Annotated in this window: 15 protein-coding genes and 1 tRNA gene; 13 read left to right on the top strand and 3 right to left on the bottom strand. The window is 68.1% G+C overall.

Annotated elements, in window-relative coordinates; genetic code table 11:
- Positions 1-60: 60 nt before the first annotated feature.
- Positions 61-3,759 carry an ABC transporter ATP-binding protein gene (locus tag L5G33_RS17450; RefSeq protein ID WP_308191594.1) on the bottom strand — a complete coding sequence of 1,233 codons (3,699 nt, stop codon included), beginning with the start codon at positions 3,757-3,759 and terminating at the stop codon, positions 61-63.
- A 53-nt stretch (positions 3,760-3,812) separates the two neighbouring features.
- Complete coding sequence (locus tag L5G33_RS17445; RefSeq protein ID WP_236999441.1) at positions 3,813-4,598, bottom strand: hypothetical protein; 786 nt, start codon at positions 4,596-4,598, stop codon at positions 3,813-3,815.
- A gap of 243 nt (positions 4,599-4,841) precedes the next feature.
- On the opposite strand from L5G33_RS17445, the gene L5G33_RS17440 reads away from it, so the two are divergent.
- From L5G33_RS17440 to L5G33_RS17400, 9 genes are all read left to right on the top strand, one after another.
- Positions 4,842-6,299 (top strand): DHA2 family efflux MFS transporter permease subunit, encoded by a 1,458-nt coding sequence (locus L5G33_RS17440; RefSeq protein ID WP_236999440.1) that lies wholly within the window; start codon positions 4,842-4,844, stop codon positions 6,297-6,299.
- A gap of 160 nt (positions 6,300-6,459) precedes the next feature.
- A complete protein-coding gene (locus L5G33_RS17435) occupies positions 6,460-7,770 on the top strand; it encodes a metallophosphoesterase family protein (protein WP_236999439.1) in 1,311 nt (436 codons plus the stop codon).
- Complete coding sequence (locus L5G33_RS17430) at positions 7,767-10,364, top strand: AAA family ATPase (RefSeq protein ID WP_236999438.1); 2,598 nt, start codon at positions 7,767-7,769, stop codon at positions 10,362-10,364. The genes L5G33_RS17435 and L5G33_RS17430 overlap by 4 nt, the downstream gene beginning before the upstream one ends.
- A gap of 67 nt (positions 10,365-10,431) precedes the next feature.
- A tRNA-Arg gene (locus L5G33_RS17425) sits at positions 10,432-10,504 on the top strand.
- Positions 10,505-11,099: 595 nt separating this feature from the next.
- Positions 11,100-12,140, top strand: coding sequence for an NAD(P)/FAD-dependent oxidoreductase (locus L5G33_RS17420; protein WP_236999437.1), 1,041 nt, complete (start codon positions 11,100-11,102; stop codon positions 12,138-12,140).
- Positions 12,137-13,015: an RNA polymerase sigma-70 factor gene (locus L5G33_RS17415; RefSeq protein ID WP_236999436.1), complete on the top strand. Its 879-nt coding sequence runs from the start codon at positions 12,137-12,139 to the stop codon at positions 13,013-13,015. The genes L5G33_RS17420 and L5G33_RS17415 overlap by 4 nt, the downstream gene beginning before the upstream one ends.
- Before the next feature lie 29 nt (positions 13,016-13,044).
- On the top strand, positions 13,045-13,875 hold the full coding sequence (locus L5G33_RS17410) for a shikimate 5-dehydrogenase (RefSeq protein WP_236999435.1): 831 nt from the start codon (positions 13,045-13,047) through the stop codon (positions 13,873-13,875).
- Positions 13,876-13,964: 89 nt separating this feature from the next.
- Positions 13,965-14,348, top strand: a complete 384-nt coding sequence (locus tag L5G33_RS17405; RefSeq protein ID WP_236999434.1) for a DUF1304 domain-containing protein — start codon at positions 13,965-13,967, stop codon at positions 14,346-14,348.
- Positions 14,345-15,043 carry a haloacid dehalogenase type II gene (locus L5G33_RS17400; RefSeq protein ID WP_236999433.1) on the top strand — a complete coding sequence of 233 codons (699 nt, stop codon included), beginning with the start codon at positions 14,345-14,347 and terminating at the stop codon, positions 15,041-15,043. The genes L5G33_RS17405 and L5G33_RS17400 overlap by 4 nt, the downstream gene beginning before the upstream one ends.
- A gap of 56 nt (positions 15,044-15,099) precedes the next feature.
- Here L5G33_RS17400 and L5G33_RS17395 read toward each other — a convergent pair whose 3' ends face one another.
- A complete protein-coding gene (locus tag L5G33_RS17395; RefSeq protein WP_236999432.1) occupies positions 15,100-15,951 on the bottom strand; it encodes a PfkB family carbohydrate kinase in 852 nt (283 codons plus the stop codon).
- A gap of 68 nt (positions 15,952-16,019) precedes the next feature.
- Between L5G33_RS17395 and argS the strand changes: the two genes are divergently transcribed.
- The 4 genes from argS to thrC are packed head-to-tail and all read left to right on the top strand — an operon-like array spanning position 16,020 to position 21,478.
- Positions 16,020-17,672 (top strand): arginine--tRNA ligase, encoded by a 1,653-nt coding sequence (argS, locus tag L5G33_RS17390; protein ID WP_236999431.1) that lies wholly within the window; start codon positions 16,020-16,022, stop codon positions 17,670-17,672.
- A complete protein-coding gene (gene lysA, locus L5G33_RS17385; RefSeq protein WP_236999430.1) occupies positions 17,669-19,090 on the top strand; it encodes a diaminopimelate decarboxylase in 1,422 nt (473 codons plus the stop codon). Before argS ends, lysA begins: the two co-directional genes overlap by 4 nt.
- Positions 19,090-20,400 (top strand): homoserine dehydrogenase, encoded by a 1,311-nt coding sequence (locus L5G33_RS17380; protein WP_236999429.1) that lies wholly within the window; start codon positions 19,090-19,092, stop codon positions 20,398-20,400. The genes lysA and L5G33_RS17380 overlap by 1 nt, the downstream gene beginning before the upstream one ends.
- Complete coding sequence (thrC, locus tag L5G33_RS17375; protein ID WP_236999428.1) at positions 20,393-21,478, top strand: threonine synthase; 1,086 nt, start codon at positions 20,393-20,395, stop codon at positions 21,476-21,478. Before L5G33_RS17380 ends, thrC begins: the two co-directional genes overlap by 8 nt.
- The last annotated feature ends 5 nt before the right edge of the window (positions 21,479-21,483 follow it).

The following is a 21,483-nucleotide window of genomic DNA, read 5'->3' as shown; positions in this document are numbered from 1 at the left end:
GACTACGCGGCTGTGTCGTTCGTCGCCGCGTTCAGGTGAGGATGGAGGGGCAGGTCACTCTCATGTGCTTGAGATCATAGGTTCGGCCGGGTCGGCGTCTGCTGACAGGCCCGCATCCCAGAGGCGGCGATACGGTCCGTTCGCCTCGTACAGGCTGTCGTGATCCCCGTATTCGACGATCCGGCCGGCGTCGACGACGGCGATCGCGTCGGCACGCGAAGCGGTGCCGAGCCGGTGGGCGACGATGACGCTGGTCCGCCGTCTCGCAAGGGCGTCGCCTGCCGCGAGGACCTGGGCTTCAGTGGCCTGATCGAGCGTGGCCGTCGCCTCGTCGAGGAGGATCAGATCGGGTTCGACGAGTTCGGCGCGCGCCAACGCGATGAGCTGGCGTTGACCGGAAGACAGGCTGCGCCCGCGTTCGGACACGGTGTGCGCCATGCCGCCGGGCAGGGCCGCGATCATCGTCGCGGCGCCGACTCGCCGCGCAGCGTCGGCGATCTGCTCGCGGCTCGCATCCGGCTGACCGAACGCGATGTTGTCGGCGACGTCGCCTGCGAACAGGTGGGGCTCCTGCGGGACCACACCCAGACGCGAGCGATACCGGGCGAGTGGGATCTCGCGCAAGTCGCGGCCGTCCATGCGGACGTGCCCGGACGTCGGGTCGTAGAAGCGGGCGAGGAGTTTCACAATCGTCGACTTGCCTGCACCGGTCGCACCGACGAGTGCGAGCGAGCTGCCCGGCGGCACCTGGAGGTCGATGTCGGCGAGTGCATCGTCGGCGGCGCCGCGGTAGCGGAAACCGACGTGCTCGAGCGCCACCGCGCCGTCGAACCCGGTGCGCGTGTCGGCGTCCGCCTGTGCATTGTCGGCGGCGACGATCGATGTTTTCGTGGTGAGCAGATCGCGGATTCGACGCAACCCGACCGCGGCCTGCTGGTAGCTGTCGAACACCGTCGTCAATTGCTGCACCGGGCCGAACAGCATCGCCAGGTAGAGGACGAACGCGACGAGTGTGCCCGGCTGCAGTTGTCCGGATGCGATCTGGTGGGCGCCCACGCCGACGGCGACCGCGGTCGCGAGGTCGGCACAGAACTGGATGAACGGGAAGTACGAGGCGACGGCCCGCTGCGAGGCCATCCGGGCGCCGTACCAGGCCTGCGATCGCTCGCCGAATGCGGCGACCGCCACCGGGATGTGGTGGTAACCGCGCGTGGTCGACAATCCTGCGATGTTCTCCTGGAAGTCGGCGTTCACCGCGGAGACGAGTTCTCTGGTGCGTGTGTACGCGGCTGACGAGACGCGCCGGAACCAGACGGTGGCCACCGCCAGCACCGGGAAGATCGGGAGGATTGCGAGCGCCACCTCCCAGTCGGTGATCACCAGGGCGGCGAGGACCCCGACCAGGGTGAGGAGAGCGACGACCGCGGACGACAGGCCGGTCTGCAGAAATCCCGACAGGGCATCGACGTCCGTCGTCATACGCGTCATGATGCGGCCGGACAGTTCGCGCTCGTAGTAGTCGAGACCCAGCCGCTGCAGGTGCGCGTAACTGCGGATGCGTAGCGAGTAGAGGACGCGTTCGCCCGCGCGGGCGGCGACGATTGTGTTGATCCGTCCGGCGACCCACGCGAGCGCGACGAGAGCGATGCCGACACCGGTCGCCGTGATGATGACGTCGGTGCTGTCGGCGTCGAGCACGTGTCGTGCGATGGACGGGAAGGCGAGGCCGACGAGGGTGTCGACGGCGATCGTGCCGATCAACGCGATCAGCAGTACGCGGACCGGCCGAAGGATCTGTGCGAGTCCGAACGTCGGGCGTTCGGCTCGCGCGGCGGCCTCGTCGACGTGCGGGGACTCGTCGGCAGGCGGAAGGGCCGCGACGGCCGCTTCGATCTCGGGGGTGGCGGGCATCGCCCCGAGCGCCCCCGACATCGGGCCGCCCGCGGAACGCCGTCCGACCGCGGCGGAGACCGGCGGTTCGCCGACGCGGCGGCCGCCGGACGCCGGGACGGCTCCACCGGGCCACAGCTGGTCGACCGACAGGGCGAGCTGCCGGTCCAATTCGAGGTGCGGGGCGGCCTCGGGGCCCGCGGGGGACATCAACCGGTTGAACTCGGTGCTGCGCGCCGCCAGTTCGTCGGCGGTGCCGATGTCGGTGATGCGCCCGTCCTGCAGGACCGCGACCCGGTCCGCGATCGTGAGCGTCGACGATCGGTGCGCGAGCACGAGCATGGTGGCGCCGTCGTCGCGCAGACGGCGCAGAATCCGTGACTCGGTGAGCGCGTCGACGGCGGACGTCGCGTCGTCGAGGACCAGGACGCGGGTGTCGGCGTGGAGGGCGCGGGCCAGCGCGACGCGTTGACGCTGGCCGCCGGACAGGGTGAGGCCGCGTTCGCCGACTGTCGAGTCGAAGCCGTTGTCGAGGGCGGTGGCGAAGTCGGCTGCAGCGGCGCGCGCCGCGGATTCGACAGCCTGCCGGTCGGCGGGCGACTCCGGTTCGGGCCCGAGGGCGATGTTGGCGGCGATGGTGTCCGAATAGAGGAACGGTTCGTCGTCCACTACGGCGAGAGCGTCGGCGAGGGCATCGGGGTGTAGGTCGCCGATCTCGGCCCGGCCCGATGCGCCGGTCAGCGACACCGACCCGGTGGACGGCCGGTACACGCCCGCGAGCAGGTGGGCGAGCGTCGACTTGCCCGATCCGGGGCCGCCGATGACGGCGACGCATTCACCTGGCGCGATCGAGAGGTCGAGGCCGTCGAGGACGGGCGTGTCGTCGTAGGCGAATCCGACGTCGTCGAAGTCGATGCCGAGCGGCCCGTCGGGTGCGGTCACGGCCGACTCGAACGCCGTATCGCGCGGATGTGAAATCACGTCGTAGACACGGGTGACCGACGCCTTGGCGAGCTGCGCGTTCACGACGAGGTTGGTGAGCACGCGCGCCAGACCGGTCATTGTCGCGAGGTAGGTGGAGAACGCGAGGAAGGTACCTGCGGTGATGGTCCCTCGCAGGGTGAGCCAGCCGCCGAGTCCGATCACCAGGACCATCCCGAGTTGCGGGATCGACGTCATCGTCGGAGTGAAGAACGCGCTGAGTTTGGCCGTGCGCAGCTTCTCGCGGAAGAGGCGGGCGCTCAGCGCGGCCAGCCGGTCGGTGACGCGGTCCTCCTGCCCGAAGCCTTTCACGACGCGGACTCCGGTGACGGTCTCTTCGACGTGGCCTGCGACGTCGGCTGCGGCCTGTTGCGCGGACCAGGTGGCGGCGAAGAGCCGACGTCTGCTCGCGTAGACGAGCAGCGCGAGGAGGGGGACGACGGCGACCGCGACCGCAGTCAGCAGCGGTGACAACCACGCCATTACCCCGAAGGCCAGGACGGCTTGTACGGCACCACCGAGCGCCAGCGGGGACATCGCCAGCAAGCCCTGCACGATCTGGAGATCGGAGATCGAGCGGGACACGATCTGACCGGTGCGGATCTCGTCGCGTGAGCGGCCGTCGAGGTGCAGAAGAGTGTCGAGGAGGTTGCGGCGGAGGCGATCCTGTACCGAGACGGCGAGCGCGCCCGCGCTCATGCGCCGCCCGAACTGGCACGCGTAACGAAGGAAAGCCGCCACGACCAGAGCGCTCACGATGACGGTCAGCGTGACGTCCGGCGCGGTCGGTTCGCCGGTCGCAAGGTCGACGGCTGCGCGCACCAGAAGTGGTGCGATCAAGTCGACGGCGACTGCGCCCAGCGTTGTGACGATCGTTGCGATCGCCACCGACCGGCGGGCGAAGCACTGTGCGACGAGGCTGGCTATCCAGCCGCGCCGGTTCAGTTGACCCCTTCGATCGGGGCGATGACAGTCCCGTCGACGGCGCCGTCGATGACGGTGAGCCACCGCCTGGGCGGTTGTCCGAACGCGTTGCGCGCGTTGCGGATGACCGCCGTGCCGAGTGCTCGGTTGCCGACGCCGCCGATCACCGCGCCGATGCCGCCCGGCAGTACCTTGCCGAACATGACGGGAGCCTTGCCGATCGTGAACTTCTTGACGAACCGGTTGGTGAGAGCCTTGTTGATGGTCGCCAGGTTCGCGCCCGGGATGCCGGGCACGCCGAGCTGTGCGATCGCGTTCTTGTTGCTCTTGCCCAGTGTCTTGCCGATGATTCCGACGCCCTCGTCACCCAGTGCGACGGCGAGGACGAGTGCGCGACGACGATCGTGCTGGGTCGGCGCGATGCCGTGGACGTCGGCGATCGCGAGTGCCAGGAGCGCCGACGCCTCGATGAAGAAGACGGTCTCGGCGGACATCGCGCCGAGTGCGGTGACGGTACCGACGCCCGGAACGGCGGCCGCGGCGCCGACCGCGCCGCCGGATGCGGTGACCGTGGTCAGGTAGTGCCGTTCGAGCCGTCGGATGATCTGCTCGGGCGACTCGTCCGGATGCCGCCGTCGAATGTTCGCGACGTAGCGGGCCACCGCGGGCTGTTGCAGACGCTGCGCCTTGTCGACGAGCGTCGTGATGACCAGCCCGGAGGAGCGGCCGGACGTCTGCGATGCGACGTCCGCCGGGAGGCTGGTCTGAGTATCGAGCTGTGTGGACTTCTTCGATCCGAACACGCGTGTCTCCGTCCTCTCCCGATCGGTTCTCTCCCGATCGGTGCGTACAGCACCGGCGGCTCGTGGGAACCACCTCGGTGCAACGGTTTGCGTCCTCCATTATTCCCGGCCGCGAAAGCGCGCGTCGACCAGCGCGTTTGGTGGTGCGCGACACAGCGTTCCGGTCGGTGAACGGTGTTAAGGTTCACGTCGTTCAAAGTCGCCAGACAGCCGTTCAAAGTCGCCAGGCAGGGGTCACTGGATATGTCAGTTGTGAGTGGATCGACGTTCAAGCCGGTCTCCGACAAACCCTGGCAGGCGTTGTTCGCGTTGTGTGTCGGGTTCTTCATGATCCTCGTCGACATGACGATCGTCGCCGTCGCGCAGCCGCAGATCAAAGCGTCGCTCGACGCGAGCGTCACGGGCATCGTCTGGGTGACGAGCGCCTACCTCTTGACGTATGCGGTGCCGCTACTGATCACCGGCCGCCTCGGCGACAAGATCGGTCCGAAGAAGGTGTACCAGGCCGGCCTGGTGGTGTTCACCGTCGCGAGCCTGTGGTGTGGCCTGTCGGGCTCGATCGGCGAATTGATCGCCGCTCGCGGTCTGCAGGGCGTCGGAGCCGCGCTCATCACCCCTCAGACGATGGCGTTGATCACGCGCATCTTCCCGCCGGAACGGCGTGGCGCCGCGATGGGCGTCTGGGGCACCGTCGCCGGTGTCGCGACCGCCGTCGGTCCGCTCCTCGGAGGCATCCTGACCGACGGGCTCGGGTGGGAGTGGATCTTCTTCGTCAACCTGCCGGTCGGCGTCGTCGGCTTGGTTCTCGCGCAGGCGCTGGTCCCGAACGTGGAGACCCACGACCACAAATTCGACTGGATCGGTGTCGCACTGTCCGCGGTCGGTCTGACGGCTGTGGTGTTCGGCATCCAGGAGGGGGAGAGCTACGACTGGGCCGGGTGGATCTGGGCGCTGGTCGCGGGCGGTCTCGTGTTCCTCGCGCTGTTCGTCGTCTGGCAGTCCACGATGCGCGGCGAACCGCTGGTCCCGCTCAGCCTGTTCCGCAACCGGAACTTCACGTTGAGCAACATCGGTATCGCGACGGTCGGCTTCGCCGTGTCGGGTTCGATGATCCCGATCATGTTCTACCTTCAGCTGGTCGGCGGGATGTCGCCGACTCGGTCGGCATTGGTGATGGTGCCGATGGCCGTGATGACAGGTGCCCTCGCACCGGTCGTCGGTCGTGTCCTCGACCGTGTCCACCCCACCGTGATCGTCGCGTCGGGTCTGCTCGGTTACGCGGTCGCCATGTTCTGGCTCGGCGTCATCATGACTCCCGAGACGCCGGTGTGGCTCCTGCTGTTGCCGACGATTTTGATGGGTGTCTCCAGCGCAGGCATCTGGGCGCCGTTGGCCGCGACCGCGACCCGAGACCTGCCGTGGCATCAGGCCGGAGCCGGCGCGGGCGTCTACAACACCACGCGCGTGGTCGGTTCGGTGATCGGTGCGTCCGCGATCGGCGCGCTCATGACGTCGCGACTCGCGGCGAACCTGCCCGGCGCAGACTTCGACCACAGCGACAGTTCGCAGATCCCCAACATCGCGCGTGACGGTTTCGCCGACTCGATGGGCCAAGCGATCTACCTCGGCGCCGCCCTCCTCTTCATCGGTTTCCTCTGCGCCCTCTTCCTCAAGCGTCCGTCTCACCAGCGCGCCGAATAGCGCCGCTGCCCGCTGGTCGAGCCTTCTGTTCGTTTCTCGAGCGGAATCCGCCGGAGCTTCTCGTCGAGGTCTCTCACCTCCGCGTGCCGGGACCGAGTTTGTCGGACCCGGATCGTAGTATCGGTGCGAGTTCGATTCCAGGTGTGGGAAGGGGGTCACGATGACCGAGCCGTTGTTCGAGATGGAGCCACTGTCGCTGTTCGACGTGCCGGACGCTCCCGCCGCGCCCATTGCACCCCAGCCTGTTGCACCCCGGCCTGCCGAATCCCGGCCTGCCGAACCTCAGCCTCTTGCGCCCGAGGCGCCGCCTGCGCTGTCGACCGACCCCGAGGTCACTTTCCTACACACGGCTGACTGGCAGCTGGGCATGACGCGGCGGTTCCTGACCGGCGAGGCGCAGCACACGTATGCGGCGGCGCGCGACGCCGCTGTCGTGCGGATCGGTGAGGTTGCGGCGGAGACCGGCGCCGAGTTCGTCGTGGTGTGCGGCGACGTGTTCGACGACCCGCGAGTGTCCACCCGAATCATCCGACGGACCCTCGACGCGCTGGGCGACTATCCGGTGCCGGTGTACCTGTTGCCGGGCAATCACGACCCGCTCGACGCGACCAGCGTCTACCGGTCGGCGGCGTTCGTCGACGCGTGCCCGGACAACGTCCGCGTCCTCGACCAGCCCGGCGTCGTCCGCGTGCGCGACGGTGTCAGCATCGTCGCTGCTCCGTGGCATTCGAAGCATCCGACGTCGGATCTGATCGCCGACCAACTCGGCGATCTGCCGCACTCCGACGACATCCGAATCGTCGTCGGCCACGGTGGGATGGATTCATTGAGTCCGAATCCCGATCCGTCGATCGTGCGTAGTGCAGGTCTCGACGCGGCGACGGCCGATCAACTCGTCGACTACGTCGCGCTCGGCGACCGGCACTCGGTGACGTCGGTCGGCGAGTCGGGGCGTGTCTGGTATTCAGGTGCGCCCGAGGTGACGGCGTTCGACAACGTCGAGACCGAGCCCGGGCATGTGCTGGAGGTGACGCTGCGGCGTGGCGCGGCGTCGTCGGTGGACGTCCGCAGGCACAAGGTGGGGCAGTGGTCGTTCCACACGCTCACCCAGGACATGGACGGTGCTTCCGACGTGGAACGGCTGCGCGTGCGCTTGGACGCGCTGACCGACAAGCCGCGTACCGTGGTGCAGCTCGCGTTGGTCGGGACGTTGACCGTGTCGGAGAACGTCGCCCTCGACCGTCTGCTCGAGGAGGCGTCCGACCGCTTCGCCGCGGTCAAGACCTGGGACCGGAGACATGATCTGACGGTTGTCTCGGACGCTGCTGATCTCGACAGGCTCGACCTGCAAGGGTACGCGGCGCAGGCCGCGGAAGAACTCCAGGAGCGTGCGAGTACCGGAGACGACGATGCGGCGGCGGCTCGGTCGGCGCTGTCACTGCTCTACCGTCTCGCCGGGAGCACCCGGTGAGGCTCCACCGGCTGCGCGTTGCGGACTTCCGCGGGATCGCTGAGCGTGAGATCGTGTTCGCCGACAGTGGCGTCACGGTCATCGAAGGCGAGAACGAGGCAGGTAAGTCGTCGATGGTCGAAGCACTCGACCTCCTGTTGACGACGCGAGCGAACAGCTCGAAGTCGCAGGTGCGCGCGGTCCAGCCGTCCGGTCGCGACGTCGGCAGTGAGGTGCTCGCCGAGATTAGTTGCGGCCCTTATCGTTTCGAGTACTTCAAGCGATTCAACAGATCGCCGGAGACAGCGTTGACGATCGTCGAACCCGCGCCCGAGCAACTCACCGGCCGTCCCGCACACGAACGGGTCGAGCAGATTCTCGGCGCGTCCCTCGACAGCACGCTGTACCGGGCGCTTCGGCTGCTGCAGTCGTCCGACCCGGAGCTGGGTGACCTCACGGACAGTTCCGCGTTGTCGCGTGCGCTGGATCGTGCGGCGGGCGAGGTCGATGACGCGGGCGCCGACAGCGCACAGTCGCAGGACCTCGTGGCCGCGGTGACCAAGGAGTATCTGCGGTACTTCACCCAGGCGCAGGGGCGCCCCAGTGGTGAGTTGTTGCAGGCGCAGAAGGCGGCGGCGACCGCGGCGGCCGCGGTCACCGAACGTGAGCGCCTCCTCGCATCGGTGCAGGAGGCCGCCGACGGTCTTCCAGGCGTGGTGCGAGCGATCGACGACGCGATGAGCGAGGAGTCGCGCCAGCGGGTGGAGGTGTCGACGCTCGCCGCACAGGTCGCCGAAGCCGATGCGGTGAGCGACCGGCTCACCGCGGCGAAGGCCGTCGTCGCTCGCCACGAGCTGAGTGTGCAGGCTGCACGGTCGGCAGTGCGCGAGCGGGCAGACGTGCGCTCGCGGCTCGGCCAGTTCGAGTCGGAGATCGCGTCGACGAGCACGGCGGTGCAGGCCGCGCGCGGTGCGGCTGCCGCTGCCGGCGAGAAGGCCGCGTCGGTGGCCGAACGAATCGTCGCTGCCCAGCGCGATCTCGACGATGTGCGCGCGTGGATCGAATACGCCGAGACGGCGGAGCGCGTCGCGGTGGACCGGCGTCGTCTGGCGCAGCTGGACGCCACGATCGCCGACGTGGCGCGGATGCGCAGCGAGGTCGACGAGGCGCGTCGTGCCGCCGCAGAGTTGCACGCGACCGCAGACGACGCCGCGCGCGCAACCGAGATCGATCGCGACATCGCTGCCGCCACCGCGCGGCTCGAGTCGGGGGCGGCGACAGTCGTCGTGACCCCGCTCGCCGGCGACGTCGACGTCGACGGCGCCGCCGTCGACCGTGAACAGACGTTGCGGATCACCGCGTCGACGACGATCGAGTCGTCGTCGGTGCGTGTCCGAGTGGTTCCGGGCGCGAACGCCCAAGTGCTCGCCGACGATCTGGCCCGGCTCACCGCGCTCGGAGACGAGCTCGTCGCGCGGTGCGGCGTGGACGGGCTCGCGGACGTGGCGGCTGCCGCGGCCCGCCGGACCGAGCTGGTGCGGGCGGCAGCCGAAGCCGAGCGGCGGCTGCAGCGTGAACTGTCCGGGCGCGACGCCGACGGTCTCACGACGATCCGCGCCGAGGTCGCGGCGCGAATCCCCGACAGCGATCCCGCGCCCGTGGAGGGCGCCGAGGATGTCGCGGCGCTGCGCGCCAAGGAGCGGGAGCTCGCAGCGGCTGCGGCGCAGGCTCAGCGCGAGTGGGACGCCGAGGTCCATCGTGAGCGGGAGGAGCGCAGTCGCGCGCAAGCGTGGGAGACGTCCGGTGAGAATGCCCGGGTCGCGGCTGCCTCGCTTCGGCAGCAGATCGCGGCTGCCGAAGCCGATGCGTCCGACGACGCATTGGCGGCAGCCGTCATCGCAGCCGAAGCGGAATTGACTCAGGCGATGGAGGCCGAGGCGAAGACAGCGGGCGAGGCGGCCCGCGTCGACGCGGCCGGGGTCCGAGCGAAGTACGACGAGGCGGAGGCCGCGCTCGACCGCACGCGTGCACGTCTGGCACAGCAGCGGAAGCTGCAGGCGGAACTGTCCACGCGAATCGAGGTGTGCCGCAACGACGGCCGTCTCGATGAGCTGTCGGACGCTGTCGCCGAGAACGAGGCGGCCCAGACCACCGTCCAGCGTGTCAGCGAGCGCGCCGAGGGCGCGCGCGTGCTTCATGAGACGTTGCAGCGCAAGCGGTCTGAGTCGCGGTCCCGCTACATCGACCCGTTCGCGCGTCGCCTCGAAGAGCTCGCCGCACCGGTGTTCGGCGACGGCGTGCGTTTCTCAGTCGGCGACGATTTCCAGATCGCGTCGCGGACCCTCGACGGCGTCACCGTCGATGTCGCGGCGCTGTCCGGCGGTGCTCGCGAACAGCTCGGGCTCCTCGCGAGGCTGGCGTGCGCGTCGCTCGTCGACGAGGCCGACGGCGTCCCAGTGATCCTCGACGATGCGCTCGGCTACACCGATCCGAAGCGCCTCGCGTCGATGTCGACGGTGATCGGTACGGCCGGGCCTAGCTCACAGATCATCGTCCTGACCTGCACCCCCGATCGATATCGCGGCGTCGACGACGCCACGCTGGTAGCCGTCTGACACGTGCGCCGCGCCCCGGTGTTGGGTACACGAACCACGGTGCGCTAATGTTGCTTTCGCTTGATCCGCCCCCCTAGCTCAGGGGATAGAGCGTCTGCCTCCGGAGCAGAAGGTCGTAGGTTCGAATCCTACGGGGGGCACAACGAAATCACAGGTCAGAGCGGTTTTACTCCGGTACTCGGGACGATGTGCCCATTGCGTTCCGCTCGATCGTGCTAGTCGAGCGAACTTCCTTTCCGCTGGTTGAGCGAACGAAGTGGGTAGACCCTATGCGTAAACAGGTGTCGCCATATCGTCGCTCACCGTCCGTCGGCTTCTCGCAAACCAACACCGCTGAGCGCCTGCGACCTCGCCACGGAGATGCCGCCACTGAGCGGTGTCGGTTTGCGCGCGTTCCAGGTCTGCCGGGAGGCCGACTGTCCGGTGGTCGTCCCCATGACGCTGGCGGACGTGGACTTCAGTCGACGTGATCCATCAGCGGCCGAGGCCACGCGTCGCATCTGTGTTCGGATAAGTCATCGACGTGACCTCGAACTGGGCTGGAACGTCGAACTCGGCGGCGACGCCGCCGCGGTCGAATGCCCCGAACTGGTGCGGCGATCCCCCCGCGCGTGGACGTCGCTCCGCGAAGCCCGGCGACGAATCGCCACGGTGGGCGCTCGAATCCGTCTGTCACAAGCCGCCCCCGGCCGGTGTCCTATGAATGCAAGGATGGACAAAGGTCAGGAGGACACAGTGAAGATCGTGGTTGCAGGAGCCGGATACGCGGGAACCGTTGCGGCGAACCGTTTGGCGCGCAAGCTAACCGATGCGCAGATCACCGTCGTGAACCCGAGCTCGGAGTTCGTCGAACGTGTCCGCCTGCACGAGTTGATCGCGGGCAGCGGCACCGCGACGCGGTCGCTGCGGGAGGTCCTCGACGACCGGATCGAACTGCGCATCGCAGCGATTGAGAAGGTCGGCGATGGTGTCCTCACCATGGCGGACGCCCAATCGCTCGAGTACGACAAGCTCGTCTACGCGGTCGGTAGCTCTAATCACGCGCCCGAGGGCACGTACGCGGTCGGTGGTCTCGACGCGGCGCGCGCGGCCCACGCGAAATTGGTCGAACTCGACGCTGGGTCGACGGTGACCGTCGTCGGCGGAGGACTCACCGGACTGGAGGCCGCGTCCGAGGTCGCCACCGAACGGCCCGACCTGACTGTTCGTATCGTCAGCGACGAGTTCGGCGCATCGCTCAGCAGCCGCGCCCGCAGGCGCGTCCTCGACGTGCTGCGCGATCTCGGAGTCGACGTCGTCACCGGCGAGTGGACGCCCGAAGAGCCAGCCGCCCTGACCCTGTGGGCTGTCGCGGGCCAGGCCGATGGTCTCGCCGCGCGCAGCGGGCTCGCGACCGACGCGGCAGGCCGGGTCGCCGTCGACGCCTGCTTGCGCAGCACCAGCAACCCGAACGTGTACGCGGTCGGCGACAGCGCAGCCGTCCCCGGCGCGCGGTTGAGCTGCCAGGCGGCCCTCCCGCAGGGCGCGGCCGCCGCCGACAACCTCGTACGGGATCTGACGGGCAGGACAGGCAAGCCGTTCTCGATGTCGTTCGTCGGACAGAATGTGTCGCTGGGCCGCTCGAACGGCGTCATCCAAAGCGCACACCGTAACGACGTCCCGACCCGAATCTGGTTCGGCGGCCGACCCGCCGCGTACTTCAAGGAACGAGTCTGCCGAGGCGCACTCTGGTCTGCGCGCACCGGACGAGTGGCGTCGTTCCCCGGGCCGAAATGACCGGGCAGCACGACGCGCCTGACGACTTCGTGACCCACCGGGCGCTGTTGTTCTCGATCGCCTATGAGATCCTCGGATCGATCGCCGACGCTGAGGACGCGGTGTCCGAGAGCTGGATCCGGTGGCGAGACGTCGACCACGAGGCGATCGAGAATCCGCGCGCCTACCTCGCTCGGATCGTCACCCGCCAGGCGTTGAACGCGGCACGCTCGGCGGGGCGACGCCGTGAAGACTATGTGGGCCCCTGGTTGCCCGAGCCGTTGGAAGAGCCCGTCAATGACGGACTCGACCATGTACTCACGGGCGAAGCCGTCACCACTGCGATGCTCCTCGTGTTGGAATCGCTCACGCCGACGGAGCGGGCCGTCTTCGTGCTTCGCGAGGTGTTCGACTTCGACTACCGCGAGATCGCGACGGCCGTCGACAAGTCCGAGAGTGCGGTCCGCCAGGTGGCGCATCGGGCTCGAAACCACGTGCGGGCTAGACGATCCGCGGCGGTCGCTGATCCGCCGCAAGCACAGTCCGTTGCCGAACGCTTCTTGATGAGCGCGGTGACCGGCGACATCCAGGGGCTGATGGATGTCCTCGCCCCGGGCGTGGTCTACCTCGGCGACGGCGGCGGCGTCGTCTCGGCGGCACGTCGACCGGTGGAGGGCGCCGATCACGTCGCACGCATGATCGCCGGCCTCTTCGCCAAGGGGACACAGCTCGGCGAACTCGGGTTCCGGGCGACTGTCGTCAACTCGATGCCCGCCGTCATCGTGTCCATCGACGGCGTCGTCGACAACGTCACGTGCGTCGAAGTCGTCGGCGAGCAGGTCACCGCCGTGTACACGATCCGGAATCCGGAGAAGTTGGGGCGACTGAACGTGTGATTCGCGCCAGCACCTTTACCCTCGACACCATGACCGCACCGCACGCTCGAACCCTCGACCGCGACACCGTCCTCTGCATCTCTCTGGCGGCGCGACCCTCGAACATCGGGACCCGGTTTCACAACTACCTCTACAACCTTCTCGGGCTGAACTACGTCTATAAGGCGTTCGCGCCCGCCGACATCGCGGCCGCGGTGCAGGGCCTCCGCGGCCTGCCGATCCGTGGTGCGGCGGTGTCGATGCCGTACAAGGAGACGGTGATCGACCTCGTCGACGTCATGGAACAGTCGGCGGCGGCGATCGAATCGGTCAACACGATCGTCAACGACGACGGCGTCCTCCGTGCGTACAACACCGACTACCAGGCGGTCGCCGACTTGCTCGCGGCGTCGTCGTTCGACCGTGACGCGGCCGTCGCCGTCGCGGGCAGCGGAGGAATGGCGAAGGCCGTCGTCGCGGCACTGCGCGACACTGCGTTCACCGACGTCACCGTCGTGGCGCGCAATGCCGAGACCGGCCGCGCACTCGCCGACAAGTACGGGTTCGCCCATGTCGCCGAGCTCGGCGGCGTCCGGCCTGCCATTCTCGTGAACGCGACGCCGATCGGCATGGCGGTCGGCGCGGCGGAGTCCGAGCTGCCGTTCGCTCGGGAGGTCGTCGACGCCGCAGTAGGCGCGCTGGACGTGGTCGCGATGCCGCCGACCACTCCGCTCGTGCAAGCGATGCGGGCGCGTGGCGCCGAGGTGATCAGCGGCGACGCGGTGATCGCCGGACAGGCCGCAGCCCAGTTCGAGTTGTACACCGGCGTCACGCCGACCGCCGAACAGATTCGGGAGGCATCGGAGTACTCGCGAAAGTGACACCGGTGTGGCCGGGCATGTCCGTACAGGAGGTTGTCCGCGCTGAGCGGCGTCACTTTGGGTGAGCCGAGTGCGCTTACACTCTTCGCATGCTCATCGCAGGCCTGGTCTTCGCGGCAGTGGCGGCCGCCATCCATGTGTTCATCTTCTATCTGGAGTCGATCGTCTGGACCACGCCGAAGGCGCGGTCCGTATTCGATACCACCGAGGCGGAGGCGGAGGTGACCAAACCCCTCGCGTTCAACCAGGGCTTCTACAACCTGTTCCTTGCGATCTCGATCGCTGTCGGAATCGTGCTCGTGGCTGTCGGGCAGGACGGAGTCGGTGCGACGCTCGTTCTCGCCGGTGCGGGCAGCATGGCTGCGGCTGGGCTCGTCCTGATGCTGTCGGACCGGTCGAAGACCCAGGCAGCGCTCACCCAACTCGTACCGCCTGCGATCGGCGTGATCCTCGTCGTGCTCGGAGTGCTGTGAGCGCGGGACCGGTCAAGGTTCTCGCCTTCGACACGTTCGGGACGGTCACTGACTGGCATACCGGCGTCACGAGAGTGCTGGCGAACGTCTTCCCCGACCTGGACCCGTCCGCACTGGCGCGCGCGTGGCGACGCCGGTACCCGCCTGCGATGGCCGAGGTAGAGGCAGGCAGTCGCCCGTGGACGTTGCTCGACGACCTGCAACGCGAGACGCTGACCGACCTCCTGGCGCGGGAGTACGACGTCGTCGCGACCGACCGGCAGCTCGACGAGGCGGTGCACGCGTGGCACGTGATCCCGGCGTGGCCAGACGCCTCGGAAGGGTTGCGGCGACTGAAGCAGAAGTACACGATCTGCGCGTTGAGCAACGGGAACGTGGCGCTCCTCAACGAGATGGCGAAGACGTCCGACCTGCCGTGGGACGTGATCGGCGGCTCCGATCTGTGGAGACACTACAAACCGGCGCGCGAGACTTACCTCGGCCTGGTCGAACTCCTGCAGGTGCAGCCGCACGAAGTGATGATGGTCGCCACCCACGCCACCGATCTCGCCGCTGCTCGTGGCTTCGGGTTGCAGACCGCCTACGTGGAACGGCCCCGCGAGTGGGGGCCGGAGGCGAAGGCTGCCGAGCCGAGTGGGTCCGACGTGTTCAACGTGCGCGGGATCGGCGAATTGGCGACCGCTCTCGGCTGCTGAGCCCGTCCGGACGGTGACGAATCCCGGCAGGTCAGGGACGATCCCGGCAGGTCAGTTCAGCGGTGCGTCGTTCGCAGGAAAGCGTCGACGTCGGCGGCGGTCGGCGCCGACGCGGCACCGCTGATCGTCGTCGCCAGCGCACCCGCGGCGTTGGCGCGAGCCAGTCGCTCGGCGGGCGGGAGATGCCATGAGGCGGCGAGCATCCCGGCGAACGCGTCGCCCGCACCGGTGGTGTCGGCGACGGCGACGGCGATCCCGTCGGCTCGGACGAGTCCGTCGGGACCGCGCAGTTCCGCGCCGTCGGCTCCCACGGTGGTGACGACGGTCCCGACACCGTCCAGCGGCGAGCGGAGGGCGTGTGCCTCGGCCCGGTTCACCACCGCGACGTCGATCAGCGGCCACAGATCGGCCGGGAGATCGATCACCGGCGACGGATTCAACATCACCGTCGTACCGGCCTGCTGTGCGGCGCGGGCCGCGTCGAGCACCACCGGGACCGGGACTTCCAACTGCACCAGCAGGACGTCGGAGGCGGAGATCACACGGCGGTCCTCGTCCGACAGCGTGAGGAGCGAGTTCGCGCCCGGAACGACAACGATCGTGTTCTCGCCGTGGGTATCGACGGTGACGAGCGCGACACCCGTCTGCCCCGGGGCCCGAGACGCTCGGACGTGCACGTCGTTCGACAGTGCGGACATCACCCGATCCGCCGCATCGTCGTCGCCGACCGCCCCGATGAACGTCGCCGAGGCACCCGCCCGCGCTGCCGCGCGGGCCTGATTGGCACCCTTACCGCCTTGACCATAGGAGACCGCCGATCCGGGCACAGTGTCGCCGGGGCGAGGGAAGCGCTCACATGAGACGACCACATCGAGGTTGATGCTGCCGACAACGACGACGGAGGTCATAGAGCAACCGTAAGGGGTCTCGACTCCGCTCGACCAGCAGCGGTGGCGGCCGGATAGACTAAACCACCGTGACTCCCACCGAACTCGCCGCTCTGCTTCGCGCTGCGACCCAGAAGGTCTTCCAAGCCCATGACCTGGACGTCGACCTGATTCCCGACACGGTGGTCGTCGAGCGTCCGCGCAGTCCCGAACACGGTGACTACGCCACGAACATCGCACTCCAACTCGGCAAGAAGGCCGGGGTCAATCCGCGCGAACTGGCGACGTGGCTCGCCGACGAGTTCGCCGCGGACGCAGGCATCGAATCGGCCGAGATCGCAGGACCAGGGTTCGTCAACCTGCGTCTGGCCGCGGCCGCACAGAACCAGACCGTCGCCACGGTCCTCGCCGAGCGTGACGCGTACGGGCGCGGCGACGAACTGAGCGCGCTGAACGTCAACCTCGAATTCGTGTCGGCCAACCCGACTGGCCCCATTCACCTCGGTGGAACCCGGTGGGCCGCAGTCGGAGACGCGCTCGGTCGTGTCCTCTCTGCGCGTGGTGCGACGGTCACCCGCGAGTACTACTTCAACGATCACGGCGAACAGATCAACCGGTTCGCACGGTCCCTGCTGGCAGCGGCCCTCGAGCAGCAGGCGCCCGAAGACGGATACGCGGGCGAGTACATCAAGGAGATCGCGGCCACCGTCGTCGCCGACAATCCCGGTGTTCTCGACCTCGCCGAAGACGACAGGCTCGAAACGTTCCGCGCCGACGGCGTCGAGTCGATGTTCGGACACATCAAGCGGACGCTCGCCGACTTCGGAACCGTGTTCGACGTCTACACGCACGAGAACTCGATGTTCGACCGCGGCCTCGTCGACGAGGCGATCGCCCAGCTCAAGGACAGCGACAACCTGTACGAGGCCGACGGTGCGTGGTGGCTGCGGTCCACCAACTACGGCGACGACAAGGACCGGGTGGTCCTCAAGAGCGACGGCAACGCCGCCTACATCGCGGGTGACATCGCCTACCTCAAGGACAAACACGATCGCGGCGCCAATCACCTGATCTACATGTTGGGCGCCGACCACCACGGATACGTCGTCCGGCTCAAGGCCGCGGCCGCCGCACTCGGCTACGATCCCGACTCGGTCGAGGTCCTCATCGGCCAGATGGTGAACCTCGTCAAGGACGGCAAGCCGGTGCGCATGAGCAAGCGGGCCGGCACAGTCATCACACTCGACGACCTCGTCGAGGCCGTCGGCGTCGATGCGGCGCGGTACGCGCTGATCCGGTCGTCGATCGACGTCAACATCGACATCGACCTCGACCTGTTGCGCAAGCAGTCGTCCGACAACCCGGTGTACTACGTCCAGTACGCGCACGCCCGACTGTCGGCGCTCGCGCGCAGCGCCGTCGAATTGGGACTTGCACCGTCCACCGACCACCTCGAACTGCTCGACGACGAGTCCGAAGGCGACCTGATCCGGACCATCGGCGACTTCTCGGACGTGGTCGCGACCGCGGCCACCCTCCGCGAGCCCCACCGCGTGTCGAGATATCTGGAGTCCCTCGCGGGCGCCTACCACCGCTTCTACTCGCGGTGTCGCGTCCTCCCGCAGGGCGACGAGGAGGCGACCGACGTCCACCGGGCGCGTCTGGCGCTGTGCGCGGCGACCCGTCAAGTACTCGCCAACGGCCTCGACCTGGTGGGCGTGAGCGCCCCGGAGCGTATGTGATGGCACATCCCGCAGGCCCCCGCCACGCCGACATCCTCGCCGCGCCGCACCTGGCCGAACGCCCCAACTCACCCGCCGAGCTAGCCGAGATTCCGGCCAAGGTGTACCCGCGCGGCGCCGGGCGCACCGACGACGGGGCGGTCACGATCGGCGGCATCGCCGTCGACGAACTCGCCGACACCTACGGCACCCCGTTGTTCGTGTACGACGAGAACGACTTCCGGTCACGCTGCGCCGACATGCAGGCGGCGTTCGGACCGCACGGTCGCGTGCACTACGCGTCGAAGGCATTCCTCTCGCTCGAAGTCGCACGGTGGGTGCAGTCCGAAGGGCTGTCGCTGGACGTGTGCACCGGGGGTGAACTCGCGATCGCGCTGCGCGCGGACTTCCCGGCCGAGCGGATCGCGATGCACGGCAACAACAAGAGCGAGGCCGAACTCGATTACGCGCTCGAATCGCGGATCGGACACATCGTCGTCGACTCGATGTTCGAGATCGAACGGCTCGACCGCCTGGCCGGTGCCCGTGGAATGGTCGCCGACGTTTTGATCCGTGTGACGCCGGGTGTCGAAGCGCACACCCACGAGTTCATCTCGACCGCGCACGAGGACCAGAAGTTCGGGTTCGCGTTGGCCGGCGGCATCGCTATGAACGCGATCCGGGAGGTGTTCGCGTCCGACAATCTGCGTCTGGTCGGTCTGCACAGCCATATCGGCTCGCAGATCTTCGAGATCGACGGCTTCGAACTCGCCGCGCATCGCGTCCTTGGGCTGCTCGCAGACGTCGTCGCCGAGTTCGGCGTCGAGAAGACCAAGCAGATCGAGGTCCTCGACCTCGGTGGCGGCCTCGGCATCTCGTACATCCCGTCGGAGGATCCGCCGCCGGTCGCCGACCTCGCCGCGTCGCTCGTGGAGATCGTGCGTCGCGAATCCGAACGACTGGGGCTCCCGATGCCGTCGATCGCCGTCGAGCCGGGCCGCGCCATCGCCGGTCCCGCAGGGGTCACCGTCTATCGTGTGGGCACCATTAAGGACGTCCAGCTCGACGGTGCGGCCACGCGCCGCTACGTCTCGGTCGACGGTGGCATGAGCGACAACATCCGCACCGTCCTGTATGACGCCGAATACGACGTCCGGCTCGCCAACCGGGTGTCCAACGCGCAAGCCGTCGTGTGTCGTGTGGTAGGCAAACACTGCGAGTCTGGTGACATCGTCGTCCGTGACTGCTGGCTCCCCGTCGATCTGATGCCGGGCGACCTGCTCGTGGTCGGCGCGACCGGTGCATACTGCTATTCAATGTCGAGCCGGTACAACATGGCGCCGCGTGCTGCGGTCGCCGCCGTGCACGACGGCGCGTCGCGGCTCATGCTGCGTCGCGAGACCGTGGAAGATTTCTTGAGCTTGGAGGTCCAGCCCTGATGGCCGCTACGTCACGTCGCCCGATCGGTGTCGCCGTCCTCGGGATGGGCAACGTCGGAACCGAGGTCGTTCGCAACCTCAACGACAAGGCCGCTGACCTGCAGGCGCGGGTCGGCGCGCCCGTCGAGTTGCGCGGGGTCGCCGTCCGCGATCTGGCACGTCCGCGCGGAGCCGTCGACTCGGCGGTCCTCACCGACGACGCCGAGTCGCTCGTGACCCGCGACGACATTGATGTGGTCGTGGAACTGATCGGCGGCATCGAACCGCCGCGCACGCTGATCCGTACTGCATTGCAGTCCGGAAAGTCGGTGATCACCGCCAACAAGGCGTTGATGGCTGTGCATTCGGGTGAACTCTCCGAGGCCGCTGCCGCCAGCAACGTCGACCTCTACTTCGAAGCCGCCGTCGCGGGCGCGATCCCGGTGATCCGGCCGCTCACTCAGTCGTTGGCAGGCGATTCGGTGAACCGCGTGGCGGGCATCGTCAACGGTACGACCAACTACATCCTCTCGGAGATGGATGAGACCGGCGCCGCTTACGAGGACGTCCTCGCCGAAGCCGTGCGTCTGGGCTATGCCGAAGCCGACCCGACGGCAGACGTCGAAGGCCATGACGCGGCAGCGAAGGCCGCGATCCTGGCGTCGATTGCGTTCCACTCGCGAGTCACCGCGAACGACGTCTACTGCGAGGGGATCAGCGCGATCACCGCAGACGACCTCGCCGCTGCCAAGAAGTTCGACTGCACGGTGAAACTGCTGTCGATCTGCGAGCGTATCGAGGCCGACGGCGTCGAGAAGATCTCGGCACGCGTCTACCCGGCTCTCATCCCGTTCGAGCATCCGCTCGCCACGGTCAACGGCGCGTTCAACGCCGTCGTCGTGGAAGCCGAGGATGCCGGACGCCTGATGTTCTACGGGCAGGGTGCAGGTGGTGCGCCGACCGCGTCCGCTGTCCTCGGCGACCTCGTCATGGCCGCCCGAAACCGCGTCAACGGCGGCCGCGGACCGTTGGAGTCGACGTATGCGTCGCTGCCGATCGCGCCGATCGACGACGTCCAGACCCGCTACTACGTCTCGATGAACGTCGCCGACAAGGCGGGCGTCCTCGAACAGGTCGCCGCCGAGTTCGCCAAGCGCTCGGTATCGATCGCCGCCGTTCGGCAGGAGGGCGCGGGCGAGTCCGCGCGCCTGATCGTCGTGACCCATCGTGCCTCCGACCGCGACCAGTCGGAGACCGTCGCCGCTATCGAGAAGATGGACTCCGTCATCAAGGTGTCCAGTGTGCTCCGACTGGAGGGAACCAATGACTGACTCCGCCTACCGACCCGTTCACCACGGTTGGCCCGGCCTCATCGAGGCCTACCGCGACCGCCTGCCCGTGGAGGACGACTGGAAGGTCGTCACGCTTCACGAAGGCGCGACGCCGCTGGTGGCCGCGCCCGTGCTGTCCGAGCTCACCGGCTGCGACGTGTACCTGAAGGTCGAAGGCCTCAACCCGACGGGGTCGTTCAAGGATCGCGGCATGACGATGGCCGTGACGACCGCCGTGAACAACGGCAAGAAGGCCGTGCTGTGCGCGTCGACGGGCAACACGTCGGCGTCGGCCGCCGCCTATGCCACACGCGCAGGCATGACCTGTGCGGTCCTGATCCCCGAAGGAAAGATCGCGATGGGCAAGCTCGCTCAGGCGGTCATGCACGGAGCGCAGGTCATCCAGGTGCAGGGCAACTTCGACGACTGTCTCGAACTGGCTCGCAAGGTGACCGCGGAGTTCACCGAGATCGAACTCGTGAATTCGGTGAACCCAGCCCGCATCGAAGGTCAGAAGACCGCGTCGTTCGAGATCGTCGACGTCCTCGGTAAAGCCCCTGACGTCCACGCGCTTCCCGTCGGTAACGCAGGCAACATCACCGCGTACTGGAAGGGCTACAGCGAGTACTACGCCGACGGCATCATCGACGCACTTCCGCGCATGCTCGGCGTGCAGGCCGCAGGCGCGGCGCCTCTGGTCACCGGCGCGCCGGTCTCCGACCCGGAGACCATCGCGACGGCGATCCGCATCGGTTCGCCCGCGAGTTGGAATCAGGCCGTCACCGCCAAGGACGAGTCGAACGGACAGTTCCGAGCCGCGACGGACGAGAAGATCCTCGAGGCGTACCGACTGGTCGCGGGCAGGGAAGGCGTCTTCGTCGAGCCCGCGTCGGCGGCCAGCGTCGCCGGTCTGCTCGCTGCTCACGAGGAGGGCTGGGTCGAAGCCGGTTCGACCGTCGTGTGCACGGTGACGGGCAACGGGCTGAAGGACCCCGATACCGCGCTGCTCGATCTACCTGTGGTCGATGCGATCCCAGTCGACCCGGTCGCGGTCGCACGCGCACTGGGCGTCAGCTGACGGGC

It is taken from the genome of Gordonia liuliyuniae (assembly GCF_021738805.1).
GTDB classification, from domain to species: domain Bacteria; phylum Actinomycetota; class Actinomycetes; order Mycobacteriales; family Mycobacteriaceae; genus Gordonia; species Gordonia liuliyuniae.
This window is presented reverse-complemented; position numbering and strand designations above follow the sequence as displayed.